This is a genomic window from Actinacidiphila sp. bgisy144, from assembly GCF_057708105.1.
The window spans coordinates 210,832-226,259 of record NZ_JBYIRM010000009.1; the positions used below are offsets into that span (position 1 = coordinate 210,832).

The following is a 15,428-nucleotide window of genomic DNA, read 5'->3' on the forward strand; positions in this document are numbered from 1 at the left end:
GACGGCGGGTCCGACCGGCCCTTACCCTCGATCTGCGCGCCGGCCGCACCGGCCGTCCCGCGCCTCCCGACCGCACCACCACCGGCAGAACGGAGCCGACCCGCATGGGCGAGCAGACCCCCACCCAGTTCTCCCCGGAGACCCTGGCGCAGTACGCCGGGCTCGGCATCGACCTGCCGTCGTTCTTCTCGGCCGGGCCGCTCGGCGGGCGGATGGGCATCCAGATCGTCGAGGCCACGTCCGAGAAGGTGGTGGGCACCATGCCCGTCGAGGGCAACACGCAGCCGTACGGGCTGCTGCACGGCGGGGCGTCCGCGGTGCTGGCGGAGACGCTGGGGTCGGTCGGGGCGATGCTGCACGGGGGGCCGAGCAAGATCGCGGTCGGGGTGGACCTCAATGCGACGCATCACCGCAGTGTGCGCAGTGGGAGCGTGACGGGGACGGCGACGCCGGTGCACCGGGGGCGGTCCTCGGCCAGCTACGAGATCGTCATCACCGACGACGCCAGCGGCAAGCGAGTCTGCACCGCGCGCCTCACCTGCATGCTGCGCCCCGCCTCCCCGCCCCAGCCCGCCCCCACCGCCACCGCCTGAGAACCCCCCGGCCGGCCCACCGCCACCGCCTGAGCGGCCCCCGGCCGGCCCCGCCCCGGGACGGCCGCTCAGTGCTTGGGGCCGACGTGGCGGTCCATGAGCGCGACGGCCTCCCGGCGGGCGACGGAGATGTTGTACGGCCGGCCGGCCCGCCGGGTCACCTTCCACTCCACTCCCACCGCGTCGAGGGCGTCGCAGTACAACTTCCTGATGTCGTCGGACACGTTGGTGAACAGGTAGCGCGGGTACTCGTAGCGCTTGCGCTGTCCCGCGACGGTGCGGACCGTCCAGTTCACCACCCGGCAGCCGTCGGAGTGGATGAGGCCGCGGATGAACTCCCACGGGTGTGCGTCCACGATCTGCTGCTGCCAGGGGGCCAAGGCGATCGTCCGCTCGTGTTTCCTGCCGGGCCCGTGCTGCGGGAAGAGGCAGGAGAGGTGCTTCGAGTACGCCTTCACGACATGGCAGCCGGTCCGGCGCAGGCGGCTGGTCCGGTTGAAGGGGAGGACTGTGCGCATCGCGGCCTCGGCGGCGTCCATCAGTCCGGGCCAGTCGTCGGCGCAGGTGATCGACAGGCTCGGCACGCGGTGCCCGGAGTAGCGGCTGACGTGGCCGTCGCCCAGGTAGAGGCCGAGCAGGTAGCTGTAGGCGGGCCGGTCCAACGGGGCCCCGTCGCAGCGGGGGCAGGGGCGTTCCCGTCCCGGGCACGCGCCGCGCTCGGCCCGGTCGAGGTGGACCCAGTAGCCGACCGTGCCGGCGGGGACGCCGAGCCGGCGGGCGGCTTCGGCGTTGGTCACACCGCTGCGCACGAGGTCGACGGCTGTGCGGCGGAGCTCCGGGGTGGCCATGAAGCGAGCGTCACACCCGCAGCCGTACGAGCGCACGAACAAAGGATCGAAATCACTCGATCGAGCGATGGGCGTCTGGGACGCGCTGGAGAACAGGGGTGCCGGGTGCGGGATTCGAACCCGCATGCCCTCTCGGACAGATGTGTTTGAGACATCCGCGTATGCCGTTCCGCCAACCCGGCGAGGTTGTCGTGGTCAGCTTAGCGTGTGGATGCGCGGCATCGCAGCTAGGTAGGCTCAGGGATGTACCACACGCCATGACCCGAGGAGCACCGCACCGTGAGCGCCCCCGACGAGCCCACACCCGCGCAGGATGACGCTGCCCCGCATGTGCCGCCCGCGACCACGCGGGTCGTCATCGCCGAGGACGAGGCGCTGATCCGGCTGGACCTGAAGGAGATGCTGGAGGAGGAGGGCTACGCGGTCGTCGGCGAGGCGGGCGACGGCGAGACCGCGGTGAAGCTCGCCGAGGAGCTCCGCCCGGACCTGGTGATCCTGGACGTCAAGATGCCGGTCCTCGACGGCATCAGCGCCGCGGAGCGGATCGCCGGGGAGAAGCTGGCCCCCGTGCTGATGCTCACCGCCTTCTCCCAGCGCGAGCTGGTCGAGCGGGCCCGGGACGCGGGCGCGATGGCGTACCTGGTGAAGCCGTTCACCAAGAGCGACCTGGTGCCGGCGATCGAGATGGCGGTGAGCCGCTTCCAGGAACTGCGCGCCCTGGAGGCGGAGATCGCCGACCTGTCGCTGCGGCTGGAGACCCGCAAGCTGGTGGACCGGGCGAAGAGCGTGCTCCAGACCAAGTACGGGCTGACCGAGCCGGCGGCGTTCCGCTGGATTCAGAAGACGTCGATGGACCGGCGGATGTCGATGCAGGCGGTGGCGCAGGCGGTCATCGACGAGGTGACGGAGAAGTAGGTCCCCGCCCGCGGTACAGGGCGGCTGCACGGTACGGGTAAGGCCCGCACTCTTGGAGTGCGGGCCTTACCCGTCGATCGGTCCCCGGTGTGCCCCGGGGCGCCGGTCAGTCCTCGCCGAGGTACGTCTTGCGGACGCCCTCGTCGTGCAGGAGTTCCTGGCCGCTGCCGGAGATCTTGATGCTGCCGATCTCCATGACGTGGGCCTGGTCGGCGAGCGAGAGGGCGGCCTGGGCGTTCTGCTCGACGAGCAGGATGGTCATGCCCTGGGACCGCAGCTCGACGATGGTGGCCATGATCTTCTGCATCATGATCGGCGAGAGGCCCATGGAGGGCTCGTCGAGCATCAGCAGCTTGGGCTGGGACATCAGGGCGCGTCCCATGGCGAGCATCTGCTGCTCGCCGCCGGACAGGGTGCCGGCGGCCTGCTTGCGGCGTTCCCCGAGGATCGGGAACAGCTCGTAGGCGCGCTCGACGTCCTTGGTGATGCCGGCGGCGTCCCGGCGGAGGAAGGCGCCGAGCAGCAGGTTCTGCTCGATGCTGAGCCGGGGGAAGATGTGCCGGCCCTCCGGGGAGTGGGCCAGGCCCAGGGAGACGATCTTGTGCGGGGGTACCCGGGTGAGCACCTTGCCGTCGAAGGTCACCCGGCCGCCGATCGGCTTGAGCAGGCCGCTGAGGGTGCGCAGGGTGGTGGTCTTGCCGGCGCCGTTGGTGCCGATGAGGGTGACGACCTGGCCGGCCTCGACGGTAAACGAGATGCCCTTGACGGCCTCGATCTTGCCGTAGGCGACCCGGAGGTCCTCTACTTCGAGCAGTGCGGTCATCGGTCGTTCTCCTGCTCCTGCGCGCCGGTGCCGGTGCCGGCCTCGTTGTCGCCGTCGGCCGCCGGTTCCGGTTCGGCCGCCGGTTCCGCCTCGAACGGCTCGCCCAGGTAGGCCGCGACGACGCGCTCGTCGCTCTGGACGACGTCCGCGGTGCCCTCGACCAGTTTCTGGCCCTGGACGAGGACGGCGACGCGGTCGCAGAGGTTGAAGATGAACCGCATGTCGTGCTCGATGACGAGCACCGCGATGCCCTGGTCCCGGATGGCGAAGACCAGTTCCTCGGTGGCGCGGGTCTCCTGCGGGTTCATGCCGGCGGTGGGCTCGTCGAGCAGGAGCAGCCCGGGCTCGCTGGCGAGCGCGCGGGCGATCTCAAGCTTGCGCTGCTCGCCGTAGGGGAGGTTGCGGGCGAGGTGGTCGGCCTTCGCCGCGAGGCCGGTGAACTCCAGGAGTTCCATGGCCCGTTCCCGGGAGCGGGCCTCGGCCTTGTGGTAGCGCGGCCCGCGGATGAGGGCGGAGAAGAGGCCCTCGCGGGTGCGGGTGTGCCGGCCGACGAGGACGTTCTCCAGCACGGTCATGTTGGCGAACAGCCGGATGTTCTGGAAGGTGCGGGCGACGCCTGCCTTGGTGACGAGGTGGGGCTTGGGCGGCAGGACGGTGCCCTGGTAGCGGACGGAGCCCTCGGTGGGGACGTACAGCCCGGTGAGGCAGTTGAAGAAGGTGGTCTTGCCGGCGCCGTTGGGGCCGATCAGGCCGACGATCTCACCGCTGTTGACGGTGAGGCTGACGTCGCGGACGGCGGTGAGGCCGCCGAAGCGCATGATGACGCCGCTGGCCTGGAGCAGCGGGGTGCTGCCGGGGGTGGCCGCCGGGGCGGCGGGGGTGCTGGTCGTCGTGGTCATGGTGTCCTTCACGCCCCTGCCGCGCCGGCGGCCGCGCCGTCGCCGCCGACGGCCGGCTGTGCGGGGACGAGGGTTTCGTCCGGGGCCGGGGGTTCGTCCTTGTGGAACTCCAGCTGGCGGCGGCGGTTGGCGATGATGCCCTCGGGCCGGAACCGCATGATGAGTACGAGGGTGACGCCGAACGCGAGGAGTTCGTAGCGCTGGAGGAAGCCGAGCTTCTCGGGGATGAGGTAGAGCAGGGCCGCGCCGAGGACGGGTCCGGTGACGGTGCCCATGCCGCCGAGGACGACGGCGGCGAGCAGGAACGCCGAGTTGGGCGGTGCGGCGCCGGAGAACTGGTACGGGTTGGGCACGACGCTGTAGGTGACGTGGGCGCTGACGGTGCCGGCCAGGCCGGCGAGGGAGGCGCCGAGCGCGAACGCGATGAGCTTGACCCGGAAGCCGTTGATGCCCATGGCGGTGGCGGCGGTCTCGTCCTCGCGGATGGCGATCCAGGAGCGGCCGATCCGGGAGTCGGAGGCGCGGGTGAAGACGAGGACCACGATCACCGTGATGACGAGCATCAGCAGGTAGTAGTTGGCGAACCGGCCCAGCGTGATGGAGCCCATGGTGTGCGGGTCGCCGAGGTTGTAGCCGAAGATCGACAGGTCGGGGATCTGCGAGATGCCGTTCGGGCCGTTGGTGACCTTGGGGCCGGAGACGCCGTCGAGGTTGTTGACCGCGATGCGGAAGATCTCTCCGAAGCCGAGGGTGACGATGGCCAGGTAGTCGCCGCGCAGCCGCAGGGTGGGGGCGCCGATGAGGACGCCGAAGACGAGCGAGGCGGCCATGCCGGTGAGGGCGGCGGCCCAGAACGGGAACTGGACGCCGGACCAGATGGAGTACTCGGAGCCGGAGACCAGGGCGGCGGCGTAGGCGCCGACGCCGAGGAAGGCGACGTAGCCGAGGTCGAGCAGGCCGGTGAGGCCGACGACGATGTTCAGGCCGAGGGCGACGGTGCCGAAGATGAGGATGTTGACGCCGAGGTTCGCCCAGTGCTCGTTGTTCTGCACGAACGGGTAGGCGATGGCGGCGAGGATGCCCATCAGGATGGCGAACGGCCGGTGGTCGGCGGTGATCTTGGAGAACTGCCGGGTGAGTCCGGCGGCGTTGAACGACCACAGGGTGAAGGCGACCAGGATCAGGTAGCCGACGAAGAGTTCGGTGTATCCGGTGGCCAGGCCGTAGGTGAGGACCTTCACGCCGACGGCGGCGACCACGACGATGGCCAGGTACTGCACCCACGCGGGGGCCCGGGCCGGGTCGGGGACGGACAGTTCGGTGTGGTGCAGCCGGGCCTGGCGCAGCCGGCGGTAGGTGGCGCGGGCGGCGCCGTTCTCGCTCAGCCGGCCGAGTTCGTAGTACTCGGCGTCGGTGGCGTCCAGCGGCTGGCGGTTGATGGGCAGGGCCAGGGCGCCGACGAGCAGGACGAGCGAGGCGACGGCGGCGACGAAGCCGCCGGGGTTGAGGTTGGCCAGGCCGCCGAGTTCCTGGGCGATGGCGATGACGGCGTACCAGGTGGTGGCGAAGGTGCCGGCGGCCAGCAGGAGGACGGCGTTGGCGGAGCGGTTGGGCACCAGCCAGGTCAGGCCCTTGACGCCGAAGGCGCCGAGGGCGAGGAGCCCGGTGAGGACGGCGCCGATCAGGGTGAGGACCTGGAGGCCGCCGGGGTAGCCGTTGACGGTGAGGTCGCCGGGGAAGTCGGAGGTGTAGGTCCACGACATGAACGTGGAGGCCACGGTGCCGACGGCGCCGACGAGGGTCGCGATGCGGGCGGCGGCGGGCGGCAGGCTGAGGTAGGAGTCGGCGCGCGGGGCGTCGGGGCGGGTGGTGCCGAGCGGGGTGGGCTGGAGCGCCTCGGTGGCGGGGATGTCGGTCATGGGTGTCACGCCCTGTCCGCTACGCGTTCACCCAGCAGGCCCTGTGGTCGGACCAGGAGGACCACGATGAGCAGGACGAATGCCCATACGTTGGCCCAGCCCTGTCCGCCGAGCTGGTGCATACCGGGGATGTTGGCGATGTAGGCGGTGGCGCAGGCTTCGGCGATGCCGAGGACGAGTCCGCCGAGCATGGCCCCGTAGATGTTGCCGATGCCGCCGAGGACGGCGGCGGTGAAGGCTTTCAGGCCGGCCTGGAAGCCCATGTTGTAGTTGATCTGGCCGTACTTCAGGCCGAAGGCGACGCCGGCGACGGCGGCGAAGAGGCCGCCGATGGCGAAGGCGATCACGATGATGCGGTTGGTGTCGATGCCCATGAGCTGGGCGGTGTCCGGGTCCTGCGCGGTGGCCTGCATGGCGCGGCCGGTGCGGCTGGTGCGGACGAAGGCGGCCAGGCCGATCATGCAGATCGCGGCGGCGACGACGAGGAAGATGTCGTTGCGCTGCACGCTGATGGAGCCGAGGTGGTACGGGTGGGTGCCGAGCTGCGGGAAGTTCTTGGCGTTGTCGGCGCCGGGGTACCAGACGAAGATCGCCTGCTGGAGGGCGAGGGAGAGGCCGATCGCGGTGATCAGCGGGGCGAGGCGTGGTGCGCCGCGCAGCGGCCGGTAGGCGAACCGTTCGGCGCCGACGGCTATGAGCACGGAGACGATGGCGCCGCCGATGAGCATCAGGGGCAGTGCGGCCCAGATGTTCATGCCGTCGGGCAGGACGTTCCATACGGTGAGCGCGCCGAACGCGCCGGTCATGAAGATCTCGCCGTGGGCGAAGTTGATGAGCTGGACGATGCCGTACACCATCGTGTAGCCGATGGCGATGAGCCCGTACATCGAGCCGAGGAACAGCCCGTTGGCCAGCTGTTGCGGCAGGGTGTGCACCGCATGGCCTCCATGTCGCTGGGAGCAGGTGGGTGGGGACGGGTCGCGGGTGGGTGGTGCGGCGGGCGGGTGGGTCGCGGGGGCGGCAAGCAGTGGGCCGCGCGGCCGGGGTGACCGGCCGCGCGGCCCTCGGTGCTGCGGGGTCGGTCAGCCCGTGTAGACGCCGCTCTTCACGGCGGTCCACTTGCCGTTCTTGACCTGGTAGACGGTGAGCTGCTTGTTGGTGGTGTCGCCGTACTGGTCGAAGGAGACGTGGCCGGCGATGCCCTGGAAGTCGGTCTTCTGGACGGCGTCGACGACCTTGGAGCGGGCGTCGTTCATGGCCGGCAGCTTGCCGCCGTTGGCGTCCATGACGCTCTTGACGGCGTTGATGATGGCGGTGGCGGCGTCGTAGGAGTAGCCGCCGTAGGTGCCGTAGTCGCCGGGGTACTTCGCGGCCTTGTAGGCCTTGATGAAGTTCTGGGCGGCCGGGAGGGTGTCGACGGGGACGCCGACGGAGGTGGCGAGGTCGCCGTTGGCGGCCGCGCCCGCGGTCTTGATGTACGTGTCGGAGTACATGCCGTCGCCGCCCATGAGCGGGATGTTCACGCCGCCGGCCTTGAGCTGCTTGGTGATCAGCTCGGACTCGTCGTACTGGCCGCCGTAGTAGAGCATGTCGGCGTGCGACTGCTTGATCTTGGTGACCAGCGCGGAGTAGTCGGTGTCACCGGTGTTGACGTGGTCGGTGCCGGCGATCTTGCCGCCGAGGGCGGCGAACTTGCTCTTGAAGATCGACGCGAGGCCGGCGCCGTAGGCCTGCTTGTCGTCGACGACGAAGACGTCCTTCTTCTTCAGGGTGTTGTAGGCGTAGTCCGCCGCGAAGCCGCCCTGGTTGGCGTCGGTGGTGGCGGTGCGGAAGTAGGTCTTGAAGGGGCGGACCTTCTTGCCGGTGGCCCAGTTCTTGCCCTGGGTGAGGTCGGGGTTGGTGTTGGCCGGCGAGATCTCCACCAGGTTGGCGGTGGCGAAGACCTGCTGCATGGATTCGGCCACACCGGAGTTGAGCGGGCCGACCACGCCGATGACGTTGTTGTCCTGCACCAGGGCGGTGGCGTTCTGCTGGCCGGTGGCGGGCAGCGCCTTGTCGTCCAGCGCCTTGACCTTGAAGGTCACGCCGGGCACGAGCTTCTTGGAGTTGGCGTCGTCCACCGCGAGCTGCGTGCCGTACTGCAGGCCCAGGCCGGTGGCGGAGTTCTGGCCGGTGAGCGGCGCGTCGACGCCGATGGTGAGCGTGACGCCGCTGCCACCACCGTCGCCGCCGCTCTTCTTGCTGTCGTCGCTGCGCGATCCGCAGGCGGTCAGAGTGAGGGCTCCTGTGGTCAATACGGAGGTGAGCAGCAGCAAAGAGCGGTGTCGCACAAGCGGTCCTTTCCCCTGGCTCGACCGGTCCTCGTGGACGGTCGAAGTCGCACGCTTCAGTCCGATCGCTAATTCGGAGGCGCGGTGACTGGCCGTGACTCTAGGCGCGTGATGGGGGGTCGGGGAGCAGTACGGCGAAGAGTGTGACTGTCTTGTTATGCCAAACGTCTGTTCTTGAGCTTCAGTTGAGGTTTGCCGTGCTGTTTGGGTGCTTTGCGCGGGGTCCGCATGATGAGAACGTGCACTTCGAGTGGGCGCGGCAGGCCGGCGGCAGCGGTACGCCGTCATTTCGGACAAGATCGACGCAACGGGAATACGGGGGCGGCGGCGCACGGCGGCGGCGAGGGAGCGCGGGCCGCCGATTGCGTATTGCAGACAGGTAACAGAGTGTTAATTGCGAGGGTTCGGAGTTTCCGCCACTGGCCGAAAACCGACGGGCCCCGCCGGACTGTCCGTCCGGCGGGGCCCGCTATTGGAGAAGGGGCGCCGACCGCTCCAAGCTGGGAAGTCAGCACCAACGTCGGCAATGGTGCATTACCGTTTCGGGGAGTCGTCCTCACCGATGTGGTGGACCCGGACCATGTTGGTGGTGCCGGGCATTCCGGGCGGCGAACCGGCCGTGATCACCACGACGTCGCCCTTCTTGCAGCGGCCGATCCGCAGCAGCTGCTCGTCGACCTGCTGCACCATCTCGTCGGTGGTCTGCACCGTCGGGCCGAGGAACGTCTCGACGCCCCAGGTCAGGTTGAGCTGGGAGCGGGTGTCCTCCTCGGGGGTGAAGGCGAGCACCGGGATCGGCGAGCGGTAGCGGGACAGCCGGCGCACCGTGTCGCCGGACTGGGTGAAGGCCACCAGGTACGACGCGCCGAGGAAGTCGCCCATCTCGGCGGCGGCGCGGGCCACGGCGCCGCCCTGGGTGCGCGGCTTGTTGCTGTCGGTGAGCGGCGGCAGCCCGGCGGCGAGGATGTCCTCCTCTGCGGCGGCGACGATCCGGGACATCACCTTGACCGTCTCGATCGGGTGCTTGCCGACGCTGGTCTCGCCGGAGAGCATCACCGCGTCGGTGCCGTCGATCACCGCGTTGGCGACGTCGCTGGCCTCGGCGCGGGTGGGGCGGGAGTTGTCGATCATCGAGTCGAGCATCTGGGTGGCGACGATGACCGGTTTCGCGTTGCGCCGGGCGAGTTTGACCGCGCGCTTCTGGACGATCGGCACGGCCTCCAGCGGCATCTCGACGCCCAGGTCGCCGCGGGCGACCATGATGCCGTCGAAGGCGTCGACGATGTCCTCCAGGTTCTCCACCGCCTGCGGCTTCTCGATCTTGGCGATCACCGGGACCCGGCGCCCCTCCTCCGCCATGATCCGCAGCACGTCGTCCATGTCGCGCCCGCTGCGCACGAAGGACAGCGCGATGACGTCGGCGCCGGTGCGCAGCGCCCAGCGCAGGTCGCGGATGTCCTTGTCGGACAGCGCCGGGACGGAGACCGCGACGCCGGGCAGGTTCAGGCCCTTGTTGTCGGAGACCATGCCGCCCTCGATCACCATGGTGTGCACGCGGGGGCCCTCGACGTCGGTCACCTCCAGGGTGACCCGGCCGTCGTCGACGAGGATGCGCTCACCTCGGGCGACGTCGGCGGTCAGGCCCTTGTAGGTGGTGCCGCAGATCGTCTGGTCGCCCTCGATGTCGTCGACGGTGATGGTGAACTCGTCGCCGCGTTCAAGCAGTACGGGCCCCTCGGCGAAACGTCCCAGCCGGATCTTCGGGCCCTGAAGGTCCGCGAGGATGCCGACGCTGCGCCCGGTCTCGTCGGCGGCCTTGCGTACGCGGCGGTAGCGGTCCTCGTGTTCGGCGTAGCCGCCGTGGCTCAGGTTCAGGCGGGCGACGTCCATCCCCGCCTCGACCAGTGCTTTGATCTGGTCGTAGGACTCGGTGGCAGGACCCAGGGTGCAGACAATTTTGGCTCGGCGCATGTGTCGAGCGTATGACTTACTCGTTGGTAGGGAGCGCGGTGACGCCAACAGCCCAACGACGTTCGGATTAACGGTTGTTGACAAGTGTCGAAGTGTGTGCGGGCGCCCGCTCCGATGAGCGGTCCGCGGTCCTCGCGCGCGGTCGTCGCCGGCCCATCGTGTACGAGCGGCGGGCCGTTCACTCCCCGGGGGTGTTGCCGGGCCCCTCCTCTGGTCCAGAATCTACGCGCGTCGCGATGCCGTCCGGCCGCGCCCACCGCCCGACCCCTTCAGGGAGAACCCGACATGCCGCTCAACCGCAGGGACTTCATCAACCGATCCGCCGCGACAGGTGCGGGCGTCGCGCTCACCGGAGCGGCCGGTGCGGTGGCGGCGGCACCGGCGCAGGCGGCCGACCGGCAGCCCGCGCCCGGCCACGGCCACCGGCCCACCACTTACAGCCTGCGGGTGCTGGGCACCACCGACGTCCACGGCCACGCCCTGAACTGGGACTACTTCACCGACGCCGAGTACGACGACGCGACCCACAACGACGTCGGCATGGCGAAGCTCGCCACCCTCGTCGAGGACGCCCGCGCCGAGAAGGGCCACGACCGCACCCTGCTCGTCGACGCCGGCGACATCATCCAGGGCACCCAGCTGTCCTACTACTTCGCCCGCGTCGAGCCGATCACCGGCGCGAAGAAGGGCCCCCAGCACCCGATGGCGCTGGCCATGAACCACATGCGCTACGACGCCGCCGCCCTGGGCAACCACGAGTTCAACTACGGCATCCCGCTGCTGCGCGCCTTCCAGGACCAGTGCGACTTCCCGCTGCTGGCCGCGAACGCCGTGGACGCCAAGACGCTGCGCCCGGCCTTCCCGCCCTACCTCGTCAAGGAACTGCGGGTGAAGGGCGGCCCGAACATCAAGGTCGGCATCCTGGGCCTGACCAACCCGGGCATCGCGGTGTGGGACAAGGCCAACGTGCAAGGCCAGCTGTCCTTCCCCGGCCTGGTCGAGCAGGCCCGGGTGTACGTCCCCAAGCTGCGCGCGCTCGGCTGCGACGTGGTGTTCTGCACCGACCACTCCGGTCTGGACGGCAGCACCACCTACGGCGACGCGGTGCCCTACCCGGAGAACGCCTCCTCGCTGGTCGCCGCGCAGGTGCCCGGTATCGACGCGATCCTGGTCGGCCACACCCACGTGGAGCGCCCGCAGACCCTGGTGGTCAACGAGGAGACCGGCAGGACCGTGGTGCTGTCCGAGCCGCTGATGTGGGGCATGCGGCTGAGCGTCTTCGACATCGACCTGGAGCTGGAGCACGGCCGCTGGAAGGTCACCTCCGTCAAGGCCGAGGTGCGCAACGCCAACACCGTCGAGGAGGACCCGGCCGTCGCCAAGCTGGTGCGCGACGAGCACCAGAAGGTCGTCGACTACGTCAACCAGGTCGTCGGCACCTGCACCGAGGCGATGTCCGCGGCGGAGTCCACCTACAAGGACACCCCGATCATCGACTTCATCAACAAGGTCCAGGCCGACACCGTCACCGCCGCGCTGGCCGGCACCGACTACGCCGACCTGCCGGTGCTCTCCCAGGCGTCGCCCTTCTCCCGCACCGCGGCCATCCCCGCCGGGCAGGTCTCGCTGCGCGACGTGGCGGGCCTGTACGTCTACGAGAACACCCTGGACGCCAAACTGCTGACCGGCGCCCAGATCAAGGACTACCTGGAGTGGTCCGCGGAGTACTTCGTGCAGACCGCGCCGGACGCCGCCGTGGACGTCACGAAGATCACCAACGCGAACAACACCCCCGACTTCAGCTACGACGTGCTCAGCGGGGTGTCGTACGACATCGACATCGCGCAGCCGGCCGGCTCGCGGGTCACCAACCTCACGCACGGCGGCGCGGCGCTCGACCCGGCCGCGCAGTTCGTGCTCGCGGTGAACAACTACCGCTCCAGCGGCGGCAGCAACTACCCGCACGTGGCCGCCGCGCAGTCGGTGTGGTCCACCTCCGACGAGATCCGCAACACCATCATCGCGTGGGTGCAGGCGCACGGCACGATCGACCCGGCCGGCTTCGGCGGCGACCAGTGGCAGCTCACCCGCGACGGAGTTCCGCTGTTCGGCTGAGCTCCTGGGCCGTGTCGGCGGCCCCCGCACCCGCTCCCGTCCCCTGCCCTGTCCCCTGCCCCGCGCCCGGTCCGCCGGCCGGGGCGGGGCCGGGCAGGCCGAAGGTGGTGAACGCGGTCCGGTCCGGCAGCCGGTAGTGCTCCGTGCCGGTCAGCAGCGCGGTCAGGTCGTTGAGCACCACCGCGGACCGCCAGGCGGCGAGCCCCAGGTCGGGCGCGCCCACGCCGTGCGTGTGGCGCTCGGCGTTCTGCACGTAGATCCGGCCGGAGACCGAGGGGTCCAGCCGCATCCGGTAGCGGGCGTCGATCTGCGGCCGGCCCGACGCGTCCCGCCCGACGTACGGCGCGAGCGGGTCGAGCAGCCGGTCCAGCGGGCGCTCCTCGTAACCGGTGGCGAGCACCACCGCGTTGGTCACCAGCCGGGTGCGGGTGCCCTGTTCGGCGTGCTCCACGTGCAACTCGACGCTCTGCGTGCCCAGCCGGCCGGCGGTGCGGACGCTGACGCCCGGCGTGAGCACCGCGTCGGGCCAGCCGCCCTCCAGGGAGCGGCGGTACAACTCGTCGTGGATCTCGCTGATCGTCTCGGTGTCGATGCCCTTGTGCAGCTGCCACTGCTGCGGCACCAGCCGGTCCCGGACCGGCTCGGCGAGCTGGTGGAAGTAGCGGGTGTAGTCGGGGGTGAAGTGCTCCAGGCCGAGCTTGCTGTACTCCATGGGCGCGAACGCCGGGGTCCGGGCCAGCCAGGTGATCCGCTCCCGGCCGGGCGGGCGCTGCCGCAGCAGGTCGAGGAAGACCTCGGCGCCGGACTGCCCGGAGCCGACCACGGTGATGTGCTCGGCGGCCAGCAGCCGTTCGCGCTCCTGGAGGTAGCGCGAGGAGTGCACGACCGGCACCGCCGGGGAGTCCGCGAGCGGCCGCAGCGGCTCGGGGACGTGCGGCCGGGTGCCGACGCCGATCACCAGGTGCCGGGCGTAGGTGCGGGCCAGCGCCTCGGCCTCGCCGTGCGCGTCGACGTGGGTGTGGTCCACCTCGAACAGGGCGCGGGCCGGGTTCCACCGCACGCTGTCGACCTGCTGGCCGAAGTGGGTGGTGGGCAGTGCCTGGGCGACCCAGCGGCAGTAGGCGTCGTACTCGGCGCGGTGCACATGGAAGCGCTCGGCGAAGTAGAACGGGAAGAGCCGGTCGCGGCCGCGCAGCCAGTTGAGGAAGCTCCAGCGGCTGGTGGGGTCGGCGAGGGTGACCAGGTCAGCGAGGAAGGGCACCTGGAGGGTGGCGCCGTCGATGAGCAGCCCGGGGTGCCAGCGGAAGTCGGGGCGCTGGTCGTAGAAGGCGGCGGTCAGCTCCGGGACGCCGTCGGCGAGCGCGGCCAGGGAGAGGTTGAACGGGCCGATGCCGACGCCGAGCAGGTCGAAGGGCTCCTCCGCGGGCGCGGCGGTGCCGGGGGCGCCGTCGGCGCCGGACGGGGTGGGGTTCATCGTGCCGTGGTGCCTTCCGTGGTGAGGTGGAGCAGCCGGTCGAGGTCGTCGGGGCGCAGGTGCGGGTTGAGCAGGGTGGCCTTGAGCCAGAGCCGGCCGTCGGCGCGGGCCCGGCCGAGTACGGCGCGGCCCTCGTGGAGCAGGCGGCGCCGCAGCTCGGCGGTCTCCTCGTCGTCCGCGGCGGTCGGGCGGAACAGGACGGTGCTGATCGCGGGCCGGGCGTGCAGGGTGAGCGCGGGGTGGCGCTCGATGCGGTCGGCGAGGTCGTGGGCGAGGTCGCAGACGGCGTCGACGAGGGCGGCGACGCCCTCGCGGCCCAGGGCGCGCAGGGTGACGGCGACCTTGAGGATGTCGGGGCGGCGGCTGGTGCGCAGCGAGCGGCCGAGCAGGTCGGGCAGGCCGGCCTCGGTGTCGTCGGCGGCGTTGAGGTAGTCGGCCTGGTGGGTCAGCGGGCGCAGCGCGGTGCCGTCGGGTACGGCCAGCAGTCCGGCGGCGACCGGCTGCCAGCCGAGTTTGTGCAGGTCGAGGGTGACGGAGACGGCGGACTGCAACCCGTCGAGCTTGGCGGCCTCGCGGCTGCTGAACAGCAGGGGGCCGCCGTAGGCGGCGTCGACGTGGAGTTCGGCGCCGTGCTGCCCGGCGGCGTGGGCGATCGCGGGCAGCGGGTCGATGGCGCCGCTGTCGGTGGTGCCGGCGGTGGCCACCACCAGGGGGCGGCCGGGCAGTTGGTCGAGTGCGGTGTCCACGGCGGCCGGGGCGAGGACGCCGGCGGGGGTGTCGAGCACGATCGGCTGCGGCAGGCCGAGCAGCCAGGCGGCGCGCTGGACGCTGTGGTGGGCGTTGGCGCCGCACACCACCTGGACCCGGGGGCCGCCGGCGGCGCGCTCGCGGGCGAGCAGCAGGGCGAGCTGGTTGGACTCGGTGCCGCCGGTGGTCACCAGCGCGTCGGGCGCGGGCAGGTCGGGGTAGACGAGGGCGGCCAGCGCCGCGGTCACCCGTGCTTCGAGGGCGCTGGCGGCGGGGGCCTGGTCCCAGGAGTCCATGGACGGGTTGAGCGCGGAGGCGGCAAGGTCCGCGGCCACCGCGACCGCCAGCGGCGGGCAGTGCAGGTGGGCGGCGCACAGCGGGTCGGCGGGGTCGGCGGCGCCGGCCGCCATGAGGTGCACCAGGGTGGCGAGTGCTTCGTGCTCGCCGGTGCCGGCCAGCGGCAGTACGTCGGGGGCGGCCTGCTCGACGAGCCGGGCGACGCCTTGCGGTCCGCCGCCCGGCATCGGACCGCCGCGGTCGCGGGCGCCGTCCGCCAGCGCGCCGCAGACGGTGTCCACCAGGGGGCGCAGCGCCTCGGCGGTTCCGCGTCCTCCGGCAAGTCCGGGCATCGGCATGGGTGTTCCTCACTCAGCGGCGGCACGGCGCGGCCCGACCGGCGCCCGCCGGCGCGCACGACAAGGGCGTTGTGTTCAACGACCGCTGCCCCGAATGGGTACGTCCCCACCCCGACCCGCGCCCGTCCCCCGAACTCTCCCCAACTCGCCTCGATTTCA

At 71.0% G+C, this 15,428-nt stretch carries 12 protein-coding genes and 1 tRNA gene; 3 read left to right on the plus strand and 10 right to left on the minus strand.

The window, feature by feature from the left end:
- The first annotated feature begins 104 nt into the window (after window positions 1-104).
- A complete protein-coding gene (locus AC3EVP_RS13715) occupies window positions 105-593 on the plus strand; it encodes a PaaI family thioesterase (protein ID WP_335973605.1) in 489 nt (162 codons plus the stop codon).
- A gap of 68 nt (window positions 594-661) precedes the next feature.
- On the opposite strand, the gene AC3EVP_RS13720 is transcribed toward AC3EVP_RS13715, so the two are convergent.
- Window positions 662-1,441, minus strand: a complete 780-nt coding sequence (locus tag AC3EVP_RS13720) for a helix-turn-helix domain-containing protein (protein WP_435129767.1) — start codon at window positions 1,439-1,441, stop codon at window positions 662-664.
- A gap of 99 nt (window positions 1,442-1,540) precedes the next feature.
- A tRNA-Leu gene (locus tag AC3EVP_RS13725) sits at window positions 1,541-1,623 on the minus strand.
- A 97-nt stretch (window positions 1,624-1,720) separates the two neighbouring features.
- Between AC3EVP_RS13725 and AC3EVP_RS13730 the strand changes: the two genes are divergently transcribed.
- Window positions 1,721-2,356: an ANTAR domain-containing response regulator gene (locus AC3EVP_RS13730; RefSeq protein WP_335973610.1), complete on the plus strand. Its 636-nt coding sequence runs from the start codon at window positions 1,721-1,723 to the stop codon at window positions 2,354-2,356.
- A gap of 106 nt (window positions 2,357-2,462) precedes the next feature.
- Here the strand turns inward: AC3EVP_RS13730 and AC3EVP_RS13735 are convergent, their stop codons facing one another.
- The 6 genes from AC3EVP_RS13735 to pyk form a co-directional block, all read right to left on the minus strand.
- Complete coding sequence (locus tag AC3EVP_RS13735) at window positions 2,463-3,179, minus strand: ABC transporter ATP-binding protein (RefSeq protein ID WP_335973613.1); 717 nt, start codon at window positions 3,177-3,179, stop codon at window positions 2,463-2,465.
- Window positions 3,176-4,078 (minus strand): ABC transporter ATP-binding protein, encoded by a 903-nt coding sequence (locus AC3EVP_RS13740; protein WP_435129771.1) that lies wholly within the window; start codon window positions 4,076-4,078, stop codon window positions 3,176-3,178. The genes AC3EVP_RS13735 and AC3EVP_RS13740 overlap by 4 nt, the downstream gene beginning before the upstream one ends.
- Window positions 4,079-4,086: 8 nt before the next feature.
- Window positions 4,087-5,997 carry a branched-chain amino acid ABC transporter permease gene (locus tag AC3EVP_RS13745; protein WP_335973618.1) on the minus strand — a complete coding sequence of 637 codons (1,911 nt, stop codon included), beginning with the start codon at window positions 5,995-5,997 and terminating at the stop codon, window positions 4,087-4,089.
- Between the two features lie 5 nt (window positions 5,998-6,002).
- Complete coding sequence (locus AC3EVP_RS13750; RefSeq protein WP_335973620.1) at window positions 6,003-6,932, minus strand: branched-chain amino acid ABC transporter permease; 930 nt, start codon at window positions 6,930-6,932, stop codon at window positions 6,003-6,005.
- A gap of 147 nt (window positions 6,933-7,079) precedes the next feature.
- Entirely contained in the window at window positions 7,080-8,327 is a 1,248-nt protein-coding gene (locus AC3EVP_RS13755; protein WP_335973622.1) for a branched-chain amino acid ABC transporter substrate-binding protein, read from the minus strand.
- Between the two features lie 534 nt (window positions 8,328-8,861).
- The gene (gene pyk, locus AC3EVP_RS13760; protein WP_335973628.1) at window positions 8,862-10,298 is read right to left on the minus strand and encodes a pyruvate kinase; all 1,437 of its coding nucleotides are present in this window, start codon (window positions 10,296-10,298) and stop codon (window positions 8,862-8,864) included.
- A 285-nt stretch (window positions 10,299-10,583) separates the two neighbouring features.
- On the opposite strand from pyk, the gene AC3EVP_RS13765 reads away from it, so the two are divergent.
- Entirely contained in the window at window positions 10,584-12,413 is a 1,830-nt protein-coding gene (locus tag AC3EVP_RS13765) for a bifunctional metallophosphatase/5'-nucleotidase (protein ID WP_435129776.1), read from the plus strand.
- Here the strand turns inward: AC3EVP_RS13765 and AC3EVP_RS13770 are convergent.
- Together AC3EVP_RS13770 and AC3EVP_RS13775 are read right to left on the minus strand one after the other, a co-directional pair.
- Window positions 12,382-13,887 (minus strand): lysine N(6)-hydroxylase/L-ornithine N(5)-oxygenase family protein, encoded by a 1,506-nt coding sequence (locus AC3EVP_RS13770; RefSeq protein WP_435129779.1) that lies wholly within the window; start codon window positions 13,885-13,887, stop codon window positions 12,382-12,384. The genes AC3EVP_RS13765 and AC3EVP_RS13770 overlap by 32 nt on opposite strands.
- Window positions 13,884-15,269 carry a pyridoxal phosphate-dependent decarboxylase family protein gene (locus AC3EVP_RS13775; protein ID WP_435129782.1) on the minus strand — a complete coding sequence of 462 codons (1,386 nt, stop codon included), beginning with the start codon at window positions 15,267-15,269 and terminating at the stop codon, window positions 13,884-13,886. The genes AC3EVP_RS13770 and AC3EVP_RS13775 overlap by 4 nt, the downstream gene beginning before the upstream one ends.
- Between the last annotated feature and the right edge of the window lie 159 nt (window positions 15,270-15,428).